The 22,684-nt window shown below is 75.5% G+C and carries 26 protein-coding genes; all 26 read left to right on the top strand.

Translation table 11 applies throughout. From position 1 onward, the window contains the following. The first annotated feature begins 99 nt into the window (after positions 1–99). The 26 genes from FS882_RS09180 to csrA all read left to right on the top strand — a co-directional run bounded on the left by FS882_RS09180 (position 100) and on the right by csrA (position 22,671). Positions 100–441 (top strand): flagellar basal body rod protein FlgB, encoded by a 342-nt coding sequence (locus FS882_RS09180; protein ID WP_158372787.1) that lies wholly within the window; start codon positions 100–102, stop codon positions 439–441. Further along, entirely contained in the window at positions 441–845 is a 405-nt protein-coding gene (locus FS882_RS09175; protein ID WP_158372749.1) for a flagellar basal body rod protein FlgC, read from the top strand. The genes FS882_RS09180 and FS882_RS09175 overlap by 1 nt, the downstream gene beginning before the upstream one ends. Continuing rightward, positions 842–1,195: a flagellar hook-basal body complex protein FliE gene (locus FS882_RS09170; RefSeq protein ID WP_158372748.1), complete on the top strand. Its 354-nt coding sequence runs from the start codon at positions 842–844 to the stop codon at positions 1,193–1,195. Before FS882_RS09175 ends, FS882_RS09170 begins: the two co-directional genes overlap by 4 nt. Continuing rightward, entirely contained in the window at positions 1,195–2,793 is a 1,599-nt protein-coding gene (gene fliF, locus FS882_RS09165) for a flagellar basal-body MS-ring/collar protein FliF (protein WP_158372747.1), read from the top strand. Before FS882_RS09170 ends, fliF begins: the two co-directional genes overlap by 1 nt. Further along, a complete protein-coding gene (gene fliG / locus FS882_RS09160; RefSeq protein ID WP_147795536.1) occupies positions 2,793–3,800 on the top strand; it encodes a flagellar motor switch protein FliG in 1,008 nt (335 codons plus the stop codon). Before fliF ends, fliG begins: the two co-directional genes overlap by 1 nt. Next, positions 3,790–4,473, top strand: a complete 684-nt coding sequence (locus FS882_RS09155) for a FliH/SctL family protein (protein ID WP_158372746.1) — start codon at positions 3,790–3,792, stop codon at positions 4,471–4,473. The genes fliG and FS882_RS09155 overlap by 11 nt, the downstream gene beginning before the upstream one ends. Beyond that, entirely contained in the window at positions 4,470–5,897 is a 1,428-nt protein-coding gene (locus tag FS882_RS09150) for a FliI/YscN family ATPase (RefSeq protein ID WP_158372745.1), read from the top strand. The genes FS882_RS09155 and FS882_RS09150 overlap by 4 nt, the downstream gene beginning before the upstream one ends. Then, positions 5,894–6,334 carry a flagellar FliJ family protein gene (locus FS882_RS09145; RefSeq protein ID WP_158372744.1) on the top strand — a complete coding sequence of 147 codons (441 nt, stop codon included), beginning with the start codon at positions 5,894–5,896 and terminating at the stop codon, positions 6,332–6,334. Before FS882_RS09150 ends, FS882_RS09145 begins: the two co-directional genes overlap by 4 nt. Further along, a complete protein-coding gene (locus FS882_RS09140; protein ID WP_262348176.1) occupies positions 6,331–7,203 on the top strand; it encodes a C40 family peptidase in 873 nt (290 codons plus the stop codon). The genes FS882_RS09145 and FS882_RS09140 overlap by 4 nt, the downstream gene beginning before the upstream one ends. Further along, positions 7,200–8,597 carry a flagellar hook-length control protein FliK gene (locus FS882_RS09135; protein WP_158372743.1) on the top strand — a complete coding sequence of 466 codons (1,398 nt, stop codon included), beginning with the start codon at positions 7,200–7,202 and terminating at the stop codon, positions 8,595–8,597. The genes FS882_RS09140 and FS882_RS09135 overlap by 4 nt, the downstream gene beginning before the upstream one ends. Positions 8,598–8,612: 15 nt before the next feature. Continuing rightward, on the top strand, positions 8,613–9,095 hold the full coding sequence (locus tag FS882_RS09130; protein WP_158372742.1) for a flagellar hook assembly protein FlgD: 483 nt from the start codon (positions 8,613–8,615) through the stop codon (positions 9,093–9,095). A 36-nt stretch (positions 9,096–9,131) separates the two neighbouring features. After that, a complete protein-coding gene (locus tag FS882_RS09125) occupies positions 9,132–10,325 on the top strand; it encodes a flagellar hook protein FlgE (protein ID WP_158372741.1) in 1,194 nt (397 codons plus the stop codon). Between the two features lie 214 nt (positions 10,326–10,539). Beyond that, the gene (locus FS882_RS09120; protein ID WP_158372740.1) at positions 10,540–10,857 is read left to right on the top strand and encodes a flagellar FlbD family protein; all 318 of its coding nucleotides are present in this window, start codon (positions 10,540–10,542) and stop codon (positions 10,855–10,857) included. Continuing rightward, a complete protein-coding gene (locus FS882_RS09115) occupies positions 10,857–11,624 on the top strand; it encodes a motility protein A (protein ID WP_154730949.1) in 768 nt (255 codons plus the stop codon). Before FS882_RS09120 ends, FS882_RS09115 begins: the two co-directional genes overlap by 1 nt. Further along, positions 11,621–12,541 (top strand): flagellar motor protein MotB, encoded by a 921-nt coding sequence (locus FS882_RS09110; RefSeq protein ID WP_158372739.1) that lies wholly within the window; start codon positions 11,621–11,623, stop codon positions 12,539–12,541. Before FS882_RS09115 ends, FS882_RS09110 begins: the two co-directional genes overlap by 4 nt. Positions 12,542–12,546: 5 nt before the next feature. Further along, positions 12,547–13,068 carry a flagellar basal body-associated FliL family protein gene (locus FS882_RS09105; protein ID WP_158372738.1) on the top strand — a complete coding sequence of 174 codons (522 nt, stop codon included), beginning with the start codon at positions 12,547–12,549 and terminating at the stop codon, positions 13,066–13,068. A gap of 199 nt (positions 13,069–13,267) precedes the next feature. Then, on the top strand, positions 13,268–14,203 hold the full coding sequence (locus FS882_RS09100) for a FliM/FliN family flagellar motor switch protein (protein WP_158372737.1): 936 nt from the start codon (positions 13,268–13,270) through the stop codon (positions 14,201–14,203). Then, positions 14,203–14,907, top strand: a complete 705-nt coding sequence (gene fliN, locus FS882_RS09095) for a flagellar motor switch protein FliN (protein WP_158372736.1) — start codon at positions 14,203–14,205, stop codon at positions 14,905–14,907. Before FS882_RS09100 ends, fliN begins: the two co-directional genes overlap by 1 nt. Then, positions 14,907–15,602: a flagellar biosynthetic protein FliO gene (gene fliO / locus FS882_RS09090; protein ID WP_158372735.1), complete on the top strand. Its 696-nt coding sequence runs from the start codon at positions 14,907–14,909 to the stop codon at positions 15,600–15,602. Before fliN ends, fliO begins: the two co-directional genes overlap by 1 nt. Positions 15,603–15,715: 113 nt before the next feature. Further along, positions 15,716–16,516 (top strand): flagellar type III secretion system pore protein FliP, encoded by an 801-nt coding sequence (fliP, locus tag FS882_RS09085; RefSeq protein WP_262348180.1) that lies wholly within the window; start codon positions 15,716–15,718, stop codon positions 16,514–16,516. Beyond that, complete coding sequence (gene fliQ, locus FS882_RS09080; RefSeq protein ID WP_154730868.1) at positions 16,516–16,788, top strand: flagellar biosynthesis protein FliQ; 273 nt, start codon at positions 16,516–16,518, stop codon at positions 16,786–16,788. Before fliP ends, fliQ begins: the two co-directional genes overlap by 1 nt. 7 nt (positions 16,789–16,795) lie before the next feature. After that, positions 16,796–17,551: a flagellar biosynthetic protein FliR gene (locus FS882_RS09075; protein ID WP_158372734.1), complete on the top strand. Its 756-nt coding sequence runs from the start codon at positions 16,796–16,798 to the stop codon at positions 17,549–17,551. Beyond that, complete coding sequence (locus tag FS882_RS09070) at positions 17,551–18,708, top strand: flagellar biosynthesis protein FlhB (protein ID WP_158372733.1); 1,158 nt, start codon at positions 17,551–17,553, stop codon at positions 18,706–18,708. Before FS882_RS09075 ends, FS882_RS09070 begins: the two co-directional genes overlap by 1 nt. A 58-nt stretch (positions 18,709–18,766) precedes the next feature. Further along, on the top strand, positions 18,767–20,830 hold the full coding sequence (gene flhA, locus FS882_RS09065; protein WP_158372732.1) for a flagellar biosynthesis protein FlhA: 2,064 nt from the start codon (positions 18,767–18,769) through the stop codon (positions 20,828–20,830). Then, the gene (locus FS882_RS09060; RefSeq protein WP_158372731.1) at positions 20,808–22,112 is read left to right on the top strand and encodes a hypothetical protein; all 1,305 of its coding nucleotides are present in this window, start codon (positions 20,808–20,810) and stop codon (positions 22,110–22,112) included. The genes flhA and FS882_RS09060 overlap by 23 nt, the downstream gene beginning before the upstream one ends. 271 nt (positions 22,113–22,383) lie before the next feature. Next, complete coding sequence (gene csrA / locus FS882_RS09055; protein ID WP_158372730.1) at positions 22,384–22,671, top strand: carbon storage regulator CsrA; 288 nt, start codon at positions 22,384–22,386, stop codon at positions 22,669–22,671. The last annotated feature ends 13 nt before the right edge of the window (positions 22,672–22,684 follow it).

Here is a 22,684-nt window from a genome sequence, read left to right as displayed (position 1 = left end):
ATCCCGCCGATGGGACGCGTGAGCACGGATCGCTCGCGCAGCAGGCCACGGACTAGGCCGACCAGGACCAACCTCGGGTGAGGGTGACCCTGCATGGGCATGTTCGACTCCGTCAGCTACGTCGCGATCAACAGCGCGCTCGACGGCCTGGCCGCGCGCCAGCGCGCCATCGCCGAGAACGTCGCGAACATCCAGACCCCGGGCTACCACGCCAAGAAGGTCCAGTTCGAGGACGCCCTGGCCCGCGCCGTCGCCGACGGCACCGGCGCCGCGTCCGCCACGACCGCGCGCTCCCTCGAGCCCACGCGCACCGACGGCAACAACGTCAACCTCGACTCCGAGACGCTGCTCAACGTCGACACGAACCTGCGCTACCAGCTGGCGACCCAGGCGGTCGACGGCACCTTCTCCAGCGTCCGCACGGCCATGAGGACCAACTGATGACGACCTTCGGGGCGATCGGCATCGCCAGCACCGGCATGACCGTCTACCGCAAGTGGATCGACGCGGTGAGCGACAACCTCGCCAACATGAACAACGCCACCGCGACGTCCGAGGCCGCCTACCAGGCCAAGTACGTGGTGGCCTCGGAGATCCCGACCGCGAACGGCGGCGGCGCGCAGGTGTCGGGCATCGCGCTCGGCCCGGCCGAGGGCCGCGTGGTCTACGAGCCCACGAACCCGCTCGCGGACGAGGACGGCTACGTCCGCTACCCCGAGGTCGACATGGCCTCCCAGATGACGCAGCTGATCATGGCGCAGCGCGGCTACCAGGCGAACGCGGCGGTCGTGGACCGCGCGAAGTCGTCCTACGAGGCGGCGCTGCAGATCGGGAGGACCTCGTGAGCATCCAGCCCGTCGGCGGCGTGTCCGGCGTGACCGCCACCTCCTACCTGTCCGAGCTGTCCGACGTCGCGGGCCTGCCCGGCCTCGGCGCGACCGGTGCCGCCGGCCCCGCGACTGGGACGGCCGGCGCCGACGGCGGGTTCGCCGCCGCGCTCGGCGCCGTCGACCACGTCCAGCAGCTCCAGTCCACGAGCAACGCGCTCGCGGTCCAGGCCGTCAGCGGCGACCTCGACGACGTGCACGACTACACCGTCGCGTCGTCCGAGGCCAAGCTCGCCCTCGAGCTCACCGCCGCCGTGCGCAACAAGGCCGTCGACGCGTTCACCGAGATCATGAGGATGCAGGCCTGATGCCCGCCCAGGTGAAGTCCCTGTTCGGCCGCATGAGCGGCGCGGTGAAGCAGTTCTCGCTCCCGCAGAAGACCTTCGCGATCATCGCGGTCGCCGCGATCCTGCTCGGCGGGTTCGCGATCTACTCCTGGGCCTCGAAGCCCACGCTGGCCCCGCTGTTCTCCGGCCTGTCCGCGACCGACGCCTCGGCCGTGGTCGACCAGCTGGCGGCCGAGGGCGTGTCCTACGAGCTCACCGACGGCGGCAGCACGGTGCTGGTGCCGCAGGCGAAGCTGTACGACATGCGGCTCAAGCTGGCCGCCGCCGGCCTGCCCGCGAACGCGGAGGGCGACGGCTACTCGCTGCTCGACGGCATGTCGATGACGTCCAGCGAGTTCCAGCAGCAGACCACCTACACCCGCGCCCTGGAGGGCGAGCTCGCCAAGACGGTCGGCGCCATGTCCGGCGTCGAGGCCGCCACGGTGAAGCTGGCGCTGCCCGAGGACTCGGTCTTCGTCTCGCAGCAGCAGGACCCGACGGCGTCGGTGTTCGTGCGCACGAAGACCGGCACCGAGCTGAGCACCGACCAGGTCGAGGCGATCGTGCACCTGGTGTCCGCGGGCATCGAGGGCATGAAGGCCACCGACGTCGCCGTCGTGGACTCCACCGGCAAGGTGCTGTCCGAGGTGGGCACCGGCCTGACCGGCGGCACCGGCGACGAGGCGACCTCCGCCTACGAGCAGCGCGTGACCAGCGCCGTGCAGGCGCTGCTGGACCAGGTGGTCGGCCCGGGCCGGTCCGCCGTGACCGTCACCGCCGCGCTCAACCAGGACCAGACGCAGCGCACCTCCGAGGAGTTCTCGGCGACCGAGGGCACCCCGCCGCTCGTGTCCTCCACGACGACCGAGGAGTACACCGGCGCGGGCTCCGGCACCGCCACCGGCGTGCTCGGCCCGGACAACATCGCGGTCCCCACCGGGGAGGGCGACGGCACCGGGTCGTACACGAACACGACCGAGGACGTCAGCAACGCGGTCAACAAGGTCACCGAGGTGACCACGGTCGCCCCGGGCACCGTGCAGAAGCAGTCGCTCGCCGTCGTCGTCGACCAGACCGCCGCGGCCGGCCTCGACCTGAACCAGCTCACCGCGACGCTGACCGCCGCCGCCGGCATCGACACCGCGCGCGGCGACACCATCGCCGTGCAGGCGATGGCCTTCGACACCACGGGCGCCGACGCTGCGGCGGAGGCCCTCGCGGCCGCCGACGCCCAGGCCGAGGCCGACCGCCGCGCCGACCTGCTCCGGCAGGCGGTGATCGCGGGCGCCCTGCTGCTGCTCGTGATCGTGGTCGCCGTCGTGCTCGCCCGGCGCTCGCGACGCAGCAAGCGCGAGGCGCTGGACATCGGCGAGCTGCCCCTGATGGACGGCCCGGACCCGGCCGCCGAGCTCGAGGACCTGCCGGAGATCCCGCCGGCCCTGCCCGGTCCCGCCGAGATCGACCCGGTCGCCGAGTCGCTCGCGGTCAAGCGCGCCGAGATCGCCGCCCTCGCCGACGAGCAGCCCGAGGAGGTCGCGGACCTCCTGCGCGGCTGGCTGACCCCCGCCGGGCGGCGCTGATGTCGACCGCCACGCTGACCGGCACCCAGAAGGCCGCGATGCTGCTGCTGCAGCTCGGCCGGGAGCGCGCCGCCAAGGTCATGGCCAAGCTGGAGACCGCGGAGATCGAGGAGCTCACGGCCGAGATCATGCGCCTCGAGCGCGTCGACGCGACGGTCGCGGACGAGGTCGTCGAGGAGTTCTACGCCGCGTCGGCCATCGGCCCGAGCGTCAACGGCGGCCTCGGCTACGCCACCCAGCTGCTGGAGGGCGCCCTCGGCCGCGACGAGGCCGCGGGCATGATCGAGCGCCTGCAGACCTCGATGGCCGGCCAGCCGTTCGAGTTCCTGCAGCACGCCGACGCCCGCCAGGTGCTGTCCCTGCTGAACGGGGAGCACCCGCAGGCCGTGGCCCTGGTGCTCGCTCACCTGCGGCCGGAGCACGCCTCCGCGATCCTCGCGGGCCTGCCGTCGGACCAGCAGTCCGAGGTCGCGCACCGCATCGCCCTGATGGAGCGGGCGTCCCCGGACGTCGTCGCGGTCATCGCGGAGTCGATGCAGCGCAAGGCCTCGACCGTGCTGACCCCCAACGAGCTCTCCGCCGTCGGCGGCGTGCAGCCGCTGGTCGAGATCATCAACCGCGCCGACCCGACCACCGAGAAGCTCATCCTCGAGGGGCTGCAGAGCCGCGACGAGGCGCTGGCCGACGAGGTGCGCAGCCGGATGTTCGTCTTCGGCGACATCGTGCTGCTCGAGGACCGCGCCATGCAGCTGGTGCTGCGCCAGGTCGAGACCAACGAGCTGTCGGTCGCCCTGAAGGGCGCGTCGCCCGAGGTGCGGGACAAGATCCTGCGCAACCTGTCCGAGCGCGCCCGGGAGAACCTCGAGGAGGAGATCGAGCTGCTCGGCCCGGTCCGCCTCTCGCAGGTCGAGGAGGCCCGCGCCGGCATCGTCCAGGCGATCCGCCGCCTGGAGGAGTCCGGCCAGATCGTGATCCGGCGCGAGGGCGAGGACGAGTATGTCTCCTGACCCGCGCACCTTCACCCAGGCCTTCGGCGGGTCCGCCGGGATCGCGACGGCCGAGCCGTCGCGCGCCGAGGGGTACGCCGCCGGGTACGCGGCCGGCTACGCCGCGGGCGCCCGCGAGGCCGCCCGCGCCGCCGAGGCCGAGGCCGCCCGCGTCCAGCGGGAGCGCGCCGAGGCCGAGTCGCGGCGCGCCGCCGAGCACGCCGACGCGCTCGCCGTGCTGGCACGGGCCGCGCGAGCCGCGGCCGACCGCAGCGCCCCGGTGCTGGCGTCCGCCGAGCACGCGCTGCACGCCGCCGCGCTCGAGCTGGCTGCGGTCGTGCTCGGCGCCGAGCTGTCCGACGCGCCGGCCTCGGCCGCCGCGGCGCTCGCCCGGGTCCGCGCGCTGGACCCGGCCCGCGAGGTGCACACCGTCCGGCTGCACCCGCGCGACCTCGCGGTGCTGCGCGCGGCGCTGGCGGGCGGGCTCCCGGCGGGCGAGGCCCCGGCCGGCGGCGACGTCCTGGCCGGGCTGCCCGACCTGACCGGCGTGGAGCTCGTCGCGGACCCGGCGCTCGCGCCCGGCGACGCCGTGGGCGAGTTCCCCGACGGCTACCTCGACGCGCGCCTCGGCGCGGCGCTCGACCGCGCCCGGGCGGCCCTCGCCGCCGGCGCCGGGGAGGCCGGGGCCGCATGAGCACGCCCACCGCCGCCGCCGTGCTGCCGACCCCGCGCGACGGGGCCGCCGGCGCCGCCGCCGCGCCGGTCGCCGCCCCGGCGCCCGCCGCGGACGACGCCGCGCTGCTGCGCACCCCCGCGTGGGGCGCGGCGCTCGGCGCCGCCCGACCCGAGCGCGTCGGCACCGTCCGCGGCGTCGTCGGCCTGACGGTCGAGGTCGCCGGCACCGGCGCGGCCGTCGGCGAGCTCGTCGCCATCGACCCGGGCGACGGCACCGAGGTGCCGGCCGAGGTCGTCGCCACCGGCCGCGGCTCCGCGCAGGCGATGCCGCTCGGCCCGACCCACGGCCTGCGCGCCGGGATGCCGGTGCGCCCGCGCGGCACCGCGCTGACCGCGCCGGTCGGACCCGGCCTGCTCGGCCGCGTGCTCGACGGCCTGGGCCGCCCCATCGACGGCCGCGGGCCGCTCGTGGGCGTCGGGCGCGCCGAGGTGACCGGGCACGCCCCGCACCCGCTGGCCCGCGCCCGCGTCGCGCAGCCCCTCGACCTCGGCGTGCGCGTGCTCGACACCCTGGTGACCGCCGGCCGCGGCCAGCGCCTCGGCCTGTTCGCGGGCTCCGGCGTCGGCAAGTCGTCCCTGCTGTCGATGATCGCCCGCGGCACCGACGCGCAGGTCTCCGTCATCGCCCTGGTCGGCGAGCGCGGCCGCGAGGTGCGGGAGTTCCTGGAGGACGACCTCGGCCCCGAGGGGCTGGCCCGCTCGGTCGTCGTCGTGGCGACCTCCGACGAGCCGCCGCTGGTCCGGCTCCGGTCGGCGTTCGTCGCCACCCGGATCGCCGAGTGGTTCCGCGACCGCGGCGACGACGTCGTGCTGATGATGGACTCGCTGACCCGCGTGGCCATGGCGCAGCGCGAGATCGGCCTGTCCGTCGGCGAGCCCCCCGCCACCCGCGGCTACCCGCCGAGCACGTTCGCGCTGCTCGCCCAGCTGCTGGAGCGCGCCGGCACCGGCGCGACCGGCTCGGTCACCGGCCTGTACACCGTGCTGGTGGACGGCGACGACCACAACGAGCCGATCGCCGACGCCGCCCGGTCGATCCTCGACGGCCACGTCGTGCTGGAGCGGTCGCTGGCCGTCGCCGGGCACTTCCCGTCGGTCGACGCGCTCGCCTCCATCTCCCGGGTCGCGTCCCGGGTGATCGGCCCCGAGCAGAAGGCCGTCGCGACCCGGCTGCGCCGCGTGATGGCCGCCCGCCGCCAGGCGCAGGACCTGCTCGACGTCGGCGCGTACGTCGCCGGGTCGAACCCGCTCGTGGACGCCGCCGTCGCGCACGGCGCGGCCATCGACGGCTTCCTGCGCCAGGGCATGGACGAGCGCGCGCCGTCCGCCGACTCCTGGGCGCGGCTCGCCGCGCTCGTCGCCGCGATGGGGGACCTGCCGTGAGCCGCGCGTTCCGCCTCGCCGGGCTGCTGCGCCTGCGTGCCCTCGCCGAGGAGCAGGCCGCCGCCCAGCGCGCGACCAGCGTCCGCGGGCGCGACGCCGCCGCGGCCCGCGCCGCCGCCACCCAGACCGCGCTCGGCTCCGCCGTGTTCCCGGAGGGGACCGACGCCCGCGGCGTGCAGGCCGTCGTCGCCAGCCGGCTCGCGCTGTCCGCGCTGCTGGTCGACCGGCGCGCCCAGGTGCTCGTGGCGCAGGACGAGGTCGACGCCGCCGACGCGGCGTGGTCCGCCGCCCGCACGCAGACCCGCACGCTGGAGAAGCTGCAGGAGAAGCACGAGGCCGCGGTCCGCGTCGAGGAGCAGCGCGCCGAGCAGGTCGTGCTGGACGAGGTCGCCGGCCGCCGCGCCGCGGCGCCCGCCCCCGCCGAGGGGGACCGGTGACCGGGGGAGTGGCGGCCGTGCAGGCCCGCATCGCGGAGATCCGCGCGTACGTCGAGCCGGCGTCCGTGCCGGCGACGGCCGCCCCGACCGCGTCGGCGTCGAGCGCGTCGTCGGTGACGTCCGCCGCCGCGTCGGCGACCGCCGGGGCCGACTTCGCGACCGCCCTCGCCCGGCTCACCGGTGGGGCCGACCCCGGCACGGTCCCCGCGAACGCGCTGTCCACCACCGTCACCGGCCAGGATCTGGTCGAGGCCGCGAAGAAGTACCTCGGCACGCCCTACGTCTGGGGCGGCGAGTCGCTCGCCGAGGGCGGCCTGGACTGCTCCGGCCTGGTGCTGCGGTCGCTCGCCGACCTCGGCATCACCGCCGGGGTGCCGCGGGTCGCCCGCGACCAGGCGACGCTCGGGGAGGCGGTGCCCTCGCTCGACCAGGCGCTGCCCGGCGACCTGATCGTGCTGAACGGCGGCAAGCACATCGGCATCTACGTCGGCGACGGCCAGATGATCGACGCCCCCAAGCCCGGGAAGTCGGTCACCGTCCGCGACGTCTACGCGGAGCCCACGACCATCCGGCGGGTGCTGCCGCAGGCGTCGTCCGCCGCGGGCGGGGCGGCCTCGCTCACGTCGGCGGGTGTGTCCGCGCCGGGGCTCTCCACCTCGGCGCTGTCCTCGGCGCTCGCGAGCACCGCGGCCGGGCAGAACGCCCTCGCGCTGCTGACCGGCTCGGCCGGCGCGGCGGGCGGGGCGGGCTCGGCGTCGGGCTCGGCCACCTCGCTCACCTCGGCGCTCGGCGCCCTCGGCTCCGGCCCGGCCGGCGCCGGCACGTCCACCTCGTCCCTGCTCACGTCCCTCTGGGGGGCCGCCTCGTGACCATCAGCACGCTTCCCGCCGCGCCGGCGCGCGCCGCGACCGCCGCGGCGGCCGGTGGCGCGCGCACCGGGTCGACCGGGTTCGACGCGGTCCTGCAGGGCGCGCTCGCCGCGGGCCCGCAGGACCGGGCCGCCCAGCCCGAGCGCCCCGGCGCCGACCGGACCGCCCCGGGCCGGGCCGCCGCCGACCGCGGCGCCGACCGCGCCGACCGCCCGCGCGGGACGGACCGTCCGGACCGACCCGAGGCCGGGCGCACCACCGACCGTGCGGACCGGGCGGAGCGCGCCGCTGCCGGGCGCCCCGCCGCCGACCGCGCGGCGGACGACGCCCCCGCGGCGGACGCGGACCCGGCCGGGACCGCCGCGGCACCTGCCGCCGACGCCGCGGCGACGACTCCCGCCGCCGTGCCGACGGTCGCCGCCCTGCCGGCCGCCGCCGCGCCGGTCGTCGCCGTGGCCCCCGAGGTCGCCGCGCTCGCCGCCCAGGCCGCCGGCGCGACCACGTCCGCCGACGCCGCGCCGGCCTCGGCCGCCACGACGCCCGTCCCGGCGGTCGCGGCCACGACCACGGCCGCGGCCCCGGTCGTCGAGCCCACCGCCACCGTGGCTCCCGCCGGCACCCCCGGCGCGGCCCCGGCCCCCGGGGTCCCGGCCACCGCGGAGGCGCCGCTCGACGCGGCGCCGGGCACGCCGAGCGCCCCGGCGGCCGCGCCCACCGCGGCACCGGCGTCCGCCGCGGCCCCCGCGTCCCGGCCCGCCGACGCCGCGAGCGCGACCGCCCCTGCGGTCGCCGCCCCCGTCGACGCCCCGGCCGCCGCCGCGTCCGCCGACCTCGCCGCGGCCGCAGCCCCGGCGGGCGACGCGGCCCCCGCCCCGGCGCCGGCCGCGCCCGCCGCCGCCCCGGCGGCCCTGCAGGTCGGCACCGTCCAGCACCGGGTCGCCGCGGCCGCCGCGACGCCCGCCCCGCTGTCCGACCAGCTCGCCGCGAAGATCGGCGAGCAGCTGCCCGCTCTGCGCTCCGCGGGCACCGGCCAGCACGTGCTGACCCTGCACGTGGACCCGGAGCACTTCGGCCCGGTCAAGGTCGTCGCGCACATCTCCGCGGACGCCGTGCGCGTCGAGCTCGTCGGCGCGACCGACGCGGCCCGCGACGCGCTCAAGCAGTCGCTGCCGGACCTGCGCCGCGACCTCGCCGCCACCGGGCTGTCCTCCGACGTCCGCCTCGGCACCGACGGCTCCGGCTCCGCCCCCGGCGACCGTGCCGGCGCGGACGCCGCCGGCCGCCGCGAGGCCGGCCGCCCGGACGGCACCCGCCCCGGCGCCGGCACCGGCCCGGCCGCCGCCGCACCCGCCCGCCCGTCGGCCCACGCCGGCGGCCTCGACCTGCTCGTCTGACCGGAGGGACCCCCCGTGACCGCCATCCCCGTCTCGTACATCGGTGGCTCGACCGCCGACGCGACCGCGGCGACCACCAGCACCCCGAGCAAGACGCTCGACAAGGACACGTTCCTCAAGCTCCTGGTCGCCCAGCTCTCCAACCAGGACCCGAGCAGCCCGATGGACACCAGCGACATGATGGCGCAGACCACGCAGCTGTCGATGATGGAGTCCCTCTCGGAGATCCAGGCGTCGTCCCGCGAGCAGTTCGGGCTCCAGATGCGGATGGCCGCCGCCGACCTCGTCGGCCAGCAGGTCACCTGGAAGGACGCCGACGGGAAGACCCAGACCGGCGTCGTCTCCGGCGTCGACTACTCCGCCAGCGTCCCGACGCTGACCGTCGGGAAGACCCAGCTCCCGCTCGACGCCGTCGCGACCGTCACCCCGGCCGGCAGCACCCCGCCCGCCGCGGAGGACGACGCGACCGCCCCCACCGACTCCACGACCACCGCCTGACCGCGGTCCGGCCCACCCCACCCGAAGGGAACCACCATGCTCCGCTCCCTCTTCTCCGGCATCAGCGGTCTGCGCAGCCACCAGACGATGCTCGACGTCACCGGCAACAACATCGCCAACGTCAACACCACCGGCTTCAAGGCGTCCCAGATCCAGTTCCAGGACACCCTGAGCCAGATGCTCAACGCGGCCTCCGGCCCGCAGGACGGCGTCGGCGGCCAGAACCCGGCGCAGGTCGGCCTGGGCGTCCAGGTCGCCGGCATCACCACCAATTTCACGCAGGGCGCCTCGCAGCTCACGGGCCGCAGCACCGACATGATGATCTCCGGCGACGGCTTCTTCGTCGTCCGCCAGGGCACGCAGCAGTACTACACGCGCGCCGGGTCGTTCGACTTCGACTCGACCGGCCAGATGGTGCTGCCGGGCGACGGCGCCATGGTCCAGGGCTGGGCGGCCGACGCGAACGGCGTCATCGACCCGTCCCGCCCGGTCGGCGACATCAAGGTCGGCGTCGGCACCGTCATGCCGGCCAAGGCCACGACCCGCACCCCGTTCTCGGGCAACCTGCAGGCCGACGCCGAGACGGGCAAGACCAAGACCGTCTCGGTCAAGGCCTACGACGCCCTGGGCAACGCCCGCGAGGTCGAGCTCGAGTTCGTCAAGGGCGCCACCGGCTGGACCATGACCGCCACCGACGGCACCGCCACCTACCCGGCGACCGGCTCCGTCGCGCTCACGTTCGACCCCGCCGGCAAGCCGACGTTCGCCGACACCACCTTCGCGCTCGGCGGCGTGACCGTCGACCTCACCGGGATCACCGGCATGGCCGGCGTCGACACGATCGCCGCGGACAAGCAGGACGGCTACGCCGCCGGCATCCTCGAGTCGTTCACCCTCGGCTCGGACGGCACGATCAACGGGGCGTTCAGCAACGGCCTCAAGCAGGACCTCGGCCGGATCGCCATGGCGTCGTTCACGAACCCCTCCGGCCTCTCGAAGGCGGGCGGCTCGCTGTTCACCACCACGGTGAACTCCGGCGACCCGCAGATCGGCTCCGCCGGCACCGGCGGCCGCGGCACCATGTCCTCCGGCACGCTGGAGATGAGCAACGTGGACCTGTCCACGGAGTTCACGCAGCTGATCATCGCGCAGCGCGGCTTCCAGGCGAACTCCCGCGTGATCACCACCTCGGACGAGGTGCTGCAGGAGCTCGTGAACCTCAAGCGCTGACGCGCACCGCCGCTCCCGGCCCCGCCGGCCCCGACGGTCGGCGGGGCCGGGAGCGTGCCTCCACCGCGGGTCGCACGGCCCGCGGAAACCGCGTCCGAACCGCGCCAAACCCCTCAGCGACCGGGCCCCGCGTCCGATGGGCAGGGGGAGCGGCACACGGACGGGCCGCGGCGGCGCCACGCCGCACACGCACCACCAGGGACGGGACACCGCTGTGATCATCGTGACGCGCCTCAACGGGGCCCAGTTCGGGGTGAACCCCGACCTGCTCCAGCGCGTCGACAGCGCGCCCGACACCATCCTGACCCTCATCGACGGGACGAAGTACATCGTCCGCGAGTCGATGGCCGAGGTCATCGCGCGGGTCAACGAGCACCGCGCCCAGCTCCTGGCCCGTGCCCAGGAGATCCAGGCCGCGCCGGCGCCCACCGTCGAGCTGGTCCGCGACGCCGCGAGCGGCGTGCCGGACCCGGCCGAGGACGACGGCGACGTCATCGCCGATCCCGTTCCCCTGCGACCGAGGAGCCGCTGATGGATCCCGCCGGCTTCATCGGGCTGGTCGTCGCCTTCGGTGCGATCTTCGGTGCCCTCCTCATGGAGGGCGCCGACCCGATGTCCATCTTCCTGCCCGCGCCGCTGCTGCTGGTGTGGGTCGGCACGATCGGTGTCGGCATCGCCGGCCACACGGTCAAGGACGTCATCGAGTCGTTCAAGGCCGTGCCGCGCGCCCTGATGAACAAGGTGCCGGACCCGACGTCGACCGTGGACACGCTCGTCGACCTGGCCGACCGCGCCCGCCGCGAGGGCCTGCTGGCCCTGGAGGACGCGGCCAAGGACATCGACGACGAGTTCCTGCGCGGCGGGCTCCAGGCCGCGATCGACGGCACCGACCCCGACGACCTCCGGATGATCCTCGAGGACAAGATCGCCACCAAGCGGTCCCGCGAGAAGGTCTGGTCCAAGTACTTCGCCGACATGGGCGGCTACGCCCCGACGATCGGCATCATCGGCACGGTCATCTCGCTGGTGCACGTGCTGGAGAACCTGTCCGACCCGGCGTCGCTGGGCCACTCGATCGCCGCGGCGTTCGTCGCCACCCTCTGGGGCATCCTGTCGGCGAACGTGGTCTGGCTGCCGCTCGGCGCCCGCATCAAGCGGTTCTCCGACCTGGAGTGCGCGCAGATGGAGGTGACGCTGGAGGGCCTGCTGGCCGTCCAGGCCGGCGCCAACCCGCGCCTGGTCGGCGAGCGCCTGCGCAGCCTGCTGCCCGACACCCCCGCGGCCAAGGAAGCGGCGTGAGCTCCGGCCACGGGGGCCGCGGCCGCGGCCGCCGCGGGGGGCACGAGGAGGAGCACGTCAACCACGAGCGCTGGCTCGTGTCCTACTCGGACATGATCACCGTGCTCATGGCGCTGTTCATCGTCCTGTTCGCCATCAGCCAGGTCGACCAGGAGAAGTACGTCGCCCTCAAGGCGTCGCTGGCGGCGGGGTTCGGCGACGGGTCGGTCAACCAGTCGGTGCTGGACGGCACGGACGGCACGATGGACGGGCTGTCGATCACGGAGGACCAGCCGGACGCCGGCACCTCCGGGATCGTGGACGCGGACGAGGGCCTCGGCCTGCAGGCGTCCGACCCCTCGCCGCAGACGTCGGCCGACCCCACCCAGGTGGACGCGAGCGTGCTCGCCGCGGCGCAGGCCGAGGCGGCGCACCTCGAGGAGGTCCGCGAGCACATCCTCGCCGCGCTCACCGGGCAGGGCCTGCAGGACCAGGTCCGGTTCCGGGTGGACGAGCGCGGGCTGGTGCTCGGGCTGGTCGCCGACGACGTGTTCTTCGCGCAGGGGTCGGCGACGCTGACCGCGACCGCGGGGCGGGTGCTCGACCTGGCCGCGCCCACGCTCGTGGGCCTCCAGGAGCAGATCTCGGTGGAGGGCCACGCCAACACGATCCCGATCTCGGGGCGCTACGCCACGAACTGGGAGCTCTCCTCCGACCGCGCCACCCAGGTGCTGCGGTACCTGGTGGAGCGCGACGGCATGCCGGGCACCCGCATCCAGGCGGTGGGCTACGGCGACACCCGCCCCCTGGTCCAGGGGACGGGCGAGGACGCGATGACCGCCAACCGGCGGGTCGACATGGTCATTCTCAGCGCGGCACCCGAAGCGGTGCGCGCCCTGCTGCCCGCCGTGGCAGCCGGAAGCACGACGGGAGGGTAGGGGCGATGCCCATCGAGCAGCGCGTGGTCGGCGGCGGTCAGAAGATCGGCGGCGGCCAGAAGATCGGCGGCGGGAGCACGCCGGCACCGGCGCCCGCCGCGGAGCCGGAGAAGAAGAAGGGCGGCAAGAAGAAGCTGCTCCTCATCATCGGGGCGGTCGTCCTGGTGGCGGCCGGGGCGGCGGCGTACCTGCTGCTGGGCCGCGGCGGCGGCGAGCCGGCCGCGGAGCCGGAGCCCGAGCCGGGCGCGGTCGTCGCGGTCGAGCCGGTGAGCCTGAACCTGGCCGACGGCCACTACCTGCGGCTCGGGTTCGAGCTGCAGTTCACCGCCGAGGCCGCGGGCCACGGCGACCCGGAGACCGGCCCCGCGGTGGACGCGGCGATCGCCCTGTTCTCCGGCCGGAGCGTGTCCGAGGTCAGCGACCCCGCCAAGCGCGAGGAGCTGAAGGCGGAGTTCAAGCACCAGCTCGACGAGCTGTACCACGGGGAGGTGTACGACGTCTTCCTGACGAACTACGTCACGCAGTGACGGCGCGCGCGGCGACGCGCGTCCCGTCCGACCGGTCGTCCGGCGCCCCTGACCTGGGGCGTCACCCGATCCGGTGAACCACGGCGCCACGGAGGGCGCCACATCGCTCCGCAGCACGCCGGCCCACGACGGGCCGAGGGCGGAGAAAGTCCGGCCGCGACCCCTCACATCACCCGGTCGCGCGCCGATCAGGGTGGGCGTGACGGTCCACACCACGGGTCAGGCCCCCGCGCGCTCCAGGCGGCGCACGCACGTGCCCGAGCCCTACGACTTCCGCCGCCCCATGACGATGGCGCGCGAGCACGCCCGCGTGCTCGAGATGGCGTTCGAGACGTTCGCCCGCCAGTGGGGCAACCAGCTCACCGCCCGCCTGCGGGCGATGGCCCAGGTGACGCTCGACGGGCTGAGCCTGCAGACGTACGACGAGTACGTGCGCGGCCTGCCCGGCACCACCGCGATGATGCTGTGCACCATCGAGCAGACCCGGCAGACCGCCGTCGTGCAGGTCCCGGTCAGCGCCACGATGGTCTGGATCGACTACATGCTCGGCGGCCCCGGCACGGGCGACGCCCGCGAGGAGCGCGAGCTCACCGAGATCGAGCTGACCCTGCTCCGCGGCGTCATGGGCGCCGCGCTCGGCGACCTCGGCTACGCGTTCTCGTCGCTGACGCCGCTGGACGTGACGCTGCGCTCCGTCCAGTACAACCCGCAGTTCGTGCAGGCCGTCCCGGCCTCCGACGCGGTGCTGGTCGCCACCTTCCTCATGCGGGTCGGCGAGCGCGAGGACGTCGCGACCGTCATGTTCCCCGCCGAGGTGCTGCTCGCCGCCGTCCGCCAGGCCGACGGCGCCGGCTCCCGGTCCGTCGAGGACCAGCGGGCCCACGAGCTCGCGGTGCTCGACCTGGAGGCGGCCGTCGAGGACGTGCCCGTCGAGGTCGCCGTCCGGTTCGCGCCGGTCGTCGTCCGCCCCCGCGACGTCGTCGGCCTGGCCGTCGGCGACGTCGTCCCCCTGTCCCACCCGTCGTCCCAGCCGCTCGACGTGGTGGTGGACGGCGTCGTGCTCGCGCGAGCCGCCGCGGGGAACAACGGTTCCCGCCTCGCCTGCATGGTCGTCACCGTCGAGGAGAAGCCCTGATGAACGCCCCCGAGACCACCGACGCCGCGGTCGCGCTCGCCGCCGCCGCATCGGCCGCCCGCCTGCTGCCCGCGGTCGCCCCGCTCGTGCCCGCCCCGGCCCCGGCCGGCGCCCGGCCCGCGGACGACGCGCTCGCGGTCGTCGCGTCGTTCGTCGGCCCGAACAGCGCCGACGTGGTGCTGGTCGCCGACGAGGCCGTGCGCGAGGCGCTCGCCGCCGGTGCCCCGGACGGCAGCCCGCTCGACCTCGCCGCCGCGCTGCGCCCCGCCCTGGAGGCCGCGGTCGCCGAGCTCGGCGCCGGCGTGCTGGAGGCTGCGCGCACCGAGCCCGTCGCCACCGCGCTGCCGGCCGACGCGCACCTGGTCGCCCTGACCACCGACGAGGGCGTGCAGGCCTGGTTCGGCATGCGCCTGCGCACCGAGCCGACGGCGAAGGTCCCGGGCGTCCCGACCCAGCGCGCGAGCCTCAACGTGCTCTACGACGTCGAGATGACGCTGACCGCCGAGCTCGGCCGCACCAAGCTGCCGGTCCGCCAGGTCCTCGAGCTGACCCCGGGCGCCGTTCTGGAGCTCGACCGGGCCGCCGGCAGCCCGGCGGACGTCATGGTCAACGGCCGGCTCATCGCCCGCGGCGAGGTCGTCGTGATCGACGAGGAGTTCGGCATCCGCATCACCGAGATCGCGCGCGAGGACGGCACCATCTGATGGACACCGTCGTCCTGGGCCTGCGCGTCCTCCTGGCGCTCGCGTGCGTGATCGGCCTGATCTGGGTCCTCGCACGCCGCGCCGGGTGGGGCAAGGGCCGTCGCCGGCCCGCGGGCCCGGCCGTCGAGGTGGTCGGGCGCCAGGCGCTCGGCCGGCACGCCGGCGTCGTGGTCGTCGCGGTCGGCGACCGCCGGCTGCTGCTCGGCTACGGCGAGCAGCACGTCACCATGCTGACCGAGCTGGACGCCGTCGCCGAGGAGGAGCCCGACGAGGAGGGGGCCGAGGCCCCCGCCGCCGCGCCGCTCACCCTGGGGGCGCTCGCCGCGGCCGTGCTGCCGACGCCGCGCCGCGCCCGCGCCGCCGTCGCGGTGGCGGAGGCCCCCGCCGCCGACGCCCCCGCCCCGGCGGCCGGCGCCGCGCCCGGCTTCGAGGACGCGCTCGCCGCCGCCACCGCGGCGACCTCGGCCGCGTCCGCCGCGCTCGCCACGGCGTCCTCGACCCCGGCTGCCGCGGTGCCCGGCCTCGTGGGCCTGGAGGTCGCGGACGTCGACCCCGCCCGCATCGAGCGCCTCACCTCGCCCGCCGCCGGCGACGCGCAGTCCGCGCCGCACGGTGCGCTCCACGGCTCCGTGCTGGCCCCGTCCACCTGGAAGCAGGCCGTCGCGGTGCTGCGGGAGCGGACGGTGCGCCGGTGACCGCCGACCTGACCACCCGCCCCGCCGAGACCGCCGATGTGGACCTCGTCCTGTCCGGCGCGCGCGCCGAGGCCCTCGCGGCCGCCGACGCCGCGGACCGCCGCCGCTGGCCGCTGGTCGTCCTGGCCGTGCTCGCGCTCGTCGTCGCCCTGGTCGTCCTGGGCTCCGGCACGGCGCACGCCGCGCCGACCCCGCCCGAGGGCCCCGCCGCGCCGACCGGCCCCGCGGACCCCGGCACCGGCGAGGTGTCGGTGGCCATCAACGGCGTGAACGGCACGCCCAGCAGCTCGATCGTCGTGCTCATCGGCATCACGCTGCTGTCGGTCGCGCCGTCGCTGCTGCTGATGATGACCGGCTTCACCAAGATCTTCGTGGTGCTGTCCCTCACCCGGAACGCGCTCGGCCTGACGACCGTGCCGCCGAACCAGGTGATCGCCGGCCTCGCGCTGTTCCTCAGCCTGTTCGTGATGGCCCCGGTGCTGTCCGACGTCAACACCGACGCGGTGCAGCCGTACCTCGACGGCAGCATGGACTTCCAGACGGCGCTGGACGCCGGCTCGGTCCCGCTGCGCGAGTACATGCTCGGGCACACCCGCGAGGCGGACCTGGCGCTGATCACCCGGGCGGCCGACCAGCCGAACCCGGAGGACCCGTCCGCGGTCCCGATGCTCACGCTGATCCCCGCGTTCATGCTCTCGGAGCTGCGCTCGGCGTTCATCATCGGGTTCGTCATCTTCATCCCGTTCCTCGTCATCGACCTGGTCGTGTCCTCGGTCCTGATGAGCATGGGCATGATGATGCTGCCGCCGGTCATGGTGTCGCTGCCGTTCAAGCTGCTGCTGTTCGTGCTGGTCGACGGGTGGGGCCTCATCGTCACCGCCCTGATCGGCGCCGCGTCGGGGGGTGGTGGCTGATGGACACCTCGGCCGTCCTCGACATCGGGCTCGACGCCCTGATCATCGCCGCGAAGCTCTCGGCACCGGTGCTCGTCACCGCGCTGGTCGTCGGGTTCGCCGTCTCCCTGGTGCAGTCGGTCACGCAGATCCAGGAGGTGACGCTGTCCTTCGTGCCGAAGGCCATCGCCGCCGCCGTGGCGCTGCTGGTCTGCGGGCACTGGATGATCGCGGAGCTCGTGACGTTCACGCACCAGCTCTTCGAGCGCATCCCGGCGCTGCTCGGAGGCTGACCCGGCGATGGACGTGACCCTCTCCCTGGCCGCCGTGCAGACCGCGATGCTCGCGGGCGTCCGGTTCGCCGCGTTCCTGCTGATCGCGCCGCCGTTCGCGCACCGCGGGATCCCGGGCGCCGTCAAGGCGATGCTCTCGGTCGGGATGGCGCTCGCCGTGCTGCCCCGCCTCGACCTCGTCTCGACGACGTCGACCGGCCAGTTCGTGGGCGACCTGGTGCTGGAGGCCGTCGTCGGCGCCGCGCTGGGCTTCCTGGTCTCGCTGGTGTTCTCGGCCGTGCAGGCGGCCGGCAACCTCATCGACCTGTTCGGCGGGTTCCAGCTCGCGCAGGCGTTCGACCCGCAGAACATGACGTCGGGCGCGCAGTTCGCCCGGCTCTACAACATGACCTGCCTGGTCCTGCTGTTCGTGTCCGGCGCCGACCAGCTGCTGCTGGGCGGGCTCGCGCGGTCGTTCGACGCCGTGCCGCCGGGCACCGGGCTGGACCTCGCCGCGATGGGGCAGGCGGTCACCACCGGGCTGTCCGACATGTTCCTCGCGGCGCTGCAGATCGGCGGTCCGCTGCTGGTCGTGCTCTTCCTCACCGACGTGGGCCTCGGCCTGCTGACCCGGGTGTCCCCGGCGCTCAACGCGTTCGCGATGGGCTTCCCGCTGAAGATCTTGATGACCGTGACGTTCGCCGGCTTCGCGTACCTGGCGCTGCCGGGGGTCGTGAACGACCTCGCGCGCCGCGCCGTCGAGGCCGTCCTCGGGGTCGCCTGATGGCCGGGGGAGGGGACGGCGGGGAGAAGACCGAGAAGGCCACAGCCCAGCGGATGAAGGAGGTCCACCGGGACGGGAAGCTCTCCCGGTCCCAGGACCTCACCGCGTGGGTCGGCCTGGCCGCCGCCGCCGTCATGCTGCCGAGCACCGCGAGCCGCGCCGCGGACGCCGCGCGCGACCAGCTCGCGTCGGTCCGGGAGGCGATCGCCGCGCCGGACGCCGGCACCGTGGTCGACCTGCTCGGCGACGGCCTGTGGTCGGTCGTGGCGACGCTGGGGCCGCTGATGGCCGTCGTCGCCGGCGTGATCATCGCCGTGGCGGTCGCCCAGGGCGGCGTGCACGTCAAGAAGTTCAAGCCGAACGTCAAGCAGTTCAACCCGGTGTCCGGGGTCAAGCGGCTGTTCGGCGCGAACGCGTGGTGGGAGGGCGCCAAGACCCTGCTCAAGACCGCGGTCGTCGGCGTCGTCCTGTACGCCGCCGTGCAGGCCCTGGTGCCGCAGCTGATGGGCACGGGCCGGATCCCGCTGGAGCACATGCTCGGCGTCGCCGGCTCCGGCGTGAAGCAGCTGATCGTCTGGGGCATCGGGGCCGGCGTGCTGCTCGCCGCGATCGACCTGCTCGTCGTCGTGCGCCGCAACCGCAAGCAGACGCGCATGTCGAAGCAGGAGATCAAGGAGGAGAACAAGCGCACGGAGGGCGACCCGCTGGTCAAGGGCCACATCCGGTCCAAGCAGATGGCGATGAGCCGCAACCGGATGATGGCCGCGGTCGCCGACGCCGACGTGGTGATCGTCAACCCGACCCACGTCGCCGTGGCGCTCAAGTACACCCCCGGCACCGGCGCCCCGCGCCTGGTCGCCAAGGGCGCGGGCGCCGTCGCCGCCAAGATCCGCGCGCGGGCCGTGGAGCACCGCGTGCCGATGGTCGAGGACATCCCGCTCGCCCGCGCGCTGCACGCCGCGTGCGCCGTGGACGCCGAGATCCCCGCCTACCTGTTCACCGCCGTCGCCCGCGTGCTCGCGTTCGTCATGCAGCTCAGGCGGCGCGGCGCGGCGATGGGGAAGCACACCATGCCGGGCGGCTCGGTCGCCCCGGACGACGTCCCGACCACCGTCGCCGCAGCCCGCCGGCGAGCCCGCCAGGAGAAGACCGCATGACCGGCCCGTTCCTGCCGATGACCAGAGCAGTACCCGCCACCACCGACGAGGACCTCCGATGAAGAACCGGCAGATCTCCCAGCTCGCCGTCCCGGTGGGCGTGGTGGGCATCGTGCTGCTGCTGGTGGTGCCGCTGCCCGCCGCCGTGCTCGACGTGCTCATCGCCGTGAACATCACGGCCGCGCTCGTCATCCTGCTCACCAGCATGTACGTGCAGAAGCCGCTGGACTTCAGCGTGTTCCCCTCGCTGATCCTGGTGTTCACGCTGTTCCGGCTGGGGCTGAACGTCGCGTCCACCCGGCTGGTGCTGCGCGACGGCTACGCCGGGGCCGTGATCGACGCCTTCGGGCACTTCGTGGTCGGCGGGTCGCTGGTCATCGGCCTGGTGATCTTCCTGATCCTGGTCGTCATCCAGTTCGTCGTGATCACCAACGGCGCCGGCCGCGTGGCCGAGGTCGGCGCGCGGTTCACCCTCGACGCGATGCCCGGCAAGCAGATGGCGATCGACGCCGACCTGAACTCCGGCCTCATCGACGAGGAGACCGCCCGCAGGCGCCGCGCGGAGGTCACCGCGGAGGCCGACTTCTACGGCGCGATGGACGGTGGCTCGAAGTTCGTCAAGGGCGACGCGATCGCCGGCATCATCATCACGCTGATCAACCTGATCGGCGGGTTCGTCATCGGCATGGTCCAGATGGGCTTGTCCGTGACCGAGTCGCTCGAGCGGTTCAGCCTGCTGACCATCGGCGACGGCCTGGTCACCCAGATCCCCGCCCTGCTGCTGTCCGTGTCCACCGGCATCGTCGTCACCCGGGCCACCGCCGAGGGCGACATGGGCACCGCGGCGTCCAAGCAGCTGTCCCAGTCCCGGACCGCCCTGCTCATCGCCGGCTGCGGCGCGCTCGCGCTGGCCCTGCTGCCCGGCATGCCGAAGCTGCCGTTCGTGCTGGTCGGCGCCGGCCTGATCGTCGTGGCGCAGCGGATCAAGGCCTCGCAGGCCAAGGAGGCCGCCGCCGCCGAGCTCGCCGCCGCGTCGACCGCCACCGCCGCGCCCACGAGCAACGACACCCCCGAGGCGCTCATCGAGCAGATGCGGGTGCACACCCTCGAGATCCTGCTGGCGCCCGACCTGGTCGACATGGTCGGCAACGGCCCCGACCAGGACCTGCTGCACCGCGTCCGCGGCCTGCGCCGCAAGATCGCCATGGAGCTCGGGATCGTCGTGCCGCCGGTCCGCACCCGGGACTCCGTCGACCTGCCCCGGTCCACCTACGTCGTCCGGATCGCCGGCGTCGAGGTCGGCCGCGGCGAGGTGCCGCCCGGGCGCATCCTGGCGCTGGGCGACGACCTGGCCGCGCTGCCCGGGCAGTCGGTCGTGGAGCCGGTGTTCGGCCTGCCGGGCAAGTGGGTCGCCGCCGAGCTGCGGCACGCCGCGGAGATGGCCGGCGCGACCGTCGTGGACCGGGTGTCCGTGCTCATCACGCACCTCGGCTCGATCATCACCCGGAACGCGCCGCGGCTGCTGGGCCGCGAGGACGTCCGCGTGCTCACCGAGGGCGTCAAGCAGGTCAACCCGTCCGTGGTCGAGGAGCTCGTGCCCGGCCTGCTGTCGCTCGGCGAGGTCCAGCGCGTGCTGCAGGGGCTGCTGGCCGAGGAGGTGCCGATCCGCGACCTGTCCCGGATCTACGAGGCGCTCACGCTGCGCGCCAAGGTCAGCACCGACCCCGAGGGCCTGGTCGAGGCCGCGCGCGGCGCGCTCGGACCGGCGCTGTCGGCGCAGTACGTGCAGGACGGCGCGCTCCGGGTGCTCACGCTCGACCCGGTGTTCGAGCAGTCGCTCGTCGAGGCCCTGCGCCCGTCCGAGTCCGGCACCCAGATCGTCACCGACCCGACCCGCCTCGAGGCCATGCTGGAGCGGCTGCGCGCCCAGGTCGCGGACGCCGAGGCCACCGGGCGGTCCGTGGTGCTGGTGTGCGCCCCCGCGCTGCGGCCCGCCCTGCGCAAGGTCGTCCTCCTCGCGCTCGACCGGCTGCCGGTGCTGTCGTACGCCGAGGTCACCGGCGGTGGCGTCCGGATCGAGACCGTCGGGGTGGTGAGCGGTGCCCACGCGATTGCTGCTTGAGGGCGCCGACCTGGCCGAGCTCATGGTGCACGTCCGCGCCGAGTTCGGGCCGACCGCGCGGATCGTGCGCGCGGAGCGGGTGCGGACCGGCGGGCTCGCCGGGTTCTTCGCGCGCGAGCGGTACGAGCTGACGATCGACGTGCCGGACGCCCCGCCCGCGCCGACGACCGGGCTGCTGCGGCGCCGTGGCGTCACGGTGGGGTCGGCGGGCGCCGGCGGCGGGGGCGGGGCGGCGGGGATCGACGCGCTGCTCGCCGCCGCGGACGCCGCCGACGCGGGGCCCGACGGCTTCGGCCCGCCGGGGTCCGACGTGCTCGCGCCCGCGCGCCCGGGGTCGGTGCCGGAGGCGCCGCCGCGGGTGTCGACGGGGGAGGAGTCCTTCGCCTCCGTCCTCGAGCAGATGCGGGCGATGACCGGGGCCGTGGCGCCGGACCACCACCTGGAGGTGCCGGCGTCGGCGGCGGGACGACCCGCCGCCGGCCCCGGGGAGGCCGCGGGCCGCGCCTTCGAGCCCGCGACGCCGCCGGTGCTGCCCGCGCCGGCACCGGTGCCCGCGGTGGAGCGGGTGGCGCCGGACGCGGGTGCGGGAGCCGGTGCCGGTGCCGGGGCGGCGTCCGGCGGGGTGCCGCGCGCCGCGCTCGCCGAGCTCGGCGTGCCCGCCCCGCTGCTCGCCGCGGTCGGGGACGGCCCGGTCGAGCTCGCGCGGCTGCTGGCCGCCGTGCCCGCCGCGCCGCCGGTCCCGCGCGACCCCGGGACGGTGCTCGTCGTGGCCGGGCCGCCGGAGGACGCCGCGCGCGTCGCCGAGCTGCTCGCCCTGCGCTCGGGTTCCGGCCCGGTGGTGCTGGCAGGGGACGCGGACGCGGCCTCGGCCGGTTCGGCCGCAGCCCCCGGGCGCCGGCTGACCACGCCCGCGGCCGCCGCGCGGTGGCGCGCCGAGCTGCCCGCCGCCGACGGCGTCACCCTGGTGGCGCTCGGCGTCCGGCCGGGACGCGCCCGCGAGGACGCCGCCGCCGAGCTGCTCGCCGCCCTCGGGCCGGACCAGGCGTGGGGCGTCGTCGACGCGCGGAGCAAGACCCGGGACTGCGCCCGGTGGATCGCGGGCGTCGGCGCGCGCCGGCCGCTGGACGCGCTCGCCGTGGGCGGGCTGTTCGACACCAGCGAGCCGGGCACGGTCCTGGGCCTCGGCGTCCCGGTCGCGTGGATCGACGGCGTGCCCGCGTCCCGGGTGGCCTGGGCCGCGGCCCTGGGCGAGCACCTGCCCGCGGGCACCGTCTGGGGCTGACCCCGCCCGGCGGCCCGGGCGGGGGTGAGCCCTCGGGTCGGCCGCCGAATGGATCCGTTCGCACCGACACGCACCGGCGTGCCGGGTCGAAGGGATCCATTCGCCCGGAGAGTGGGGGCGGGCCCGGGGTGGGGGCTCGTGTCGGTCGTCCAGTGGATCCGTTCGGACCGACACGTTCGGCGTGTCCGCCCGGGTGGATCCGTTCGGGCGGAGGGGCCGCGCGGGCGGGCGGTGCGCCGGGCGCTTGCGTGCGGAAGGTAGGGTCGGCGCCATGCTGGTGCTGAGCAGACGGGTCGGGGAGCGACTCGTGATCGGGGACGACATCGTCGTGACCGTGATCGAGGTGCGCAGCGACGGCGTCCGCCTCGGCATCGACGCCCCGCGCTCCGTGGCGGTGCACCGCGCCGAGGTGCTGGAGGCCGTCACCGCCGCGAACCTCGCGGCCACCGACGCCGGCGACGACGCGGTCGAGTCCCTGCGCGGGCTCGTCGCGGGCCAGCCCGCCCCGCCCGCCGCGCCGGAGCCGACCCCCTCGGACGAGGACCGCCCCGGCCGCTGACGCCCCCGCCCCC

This window comes from Cellulosimicrobium cellulans (genome assembly GCF_007679345.1).
Classification (GTDB): Bacteria; Actinomycetota; Actinomycetes; order Actinomycetales; family Cellulomonadaceae; genus Cellulomonas; species Cellulomonas cellulans_A.
Note: the sequence above shows the minus strand (reverse complement) of the source record. Positions and strands in the feature narration are given on the sequence as shown.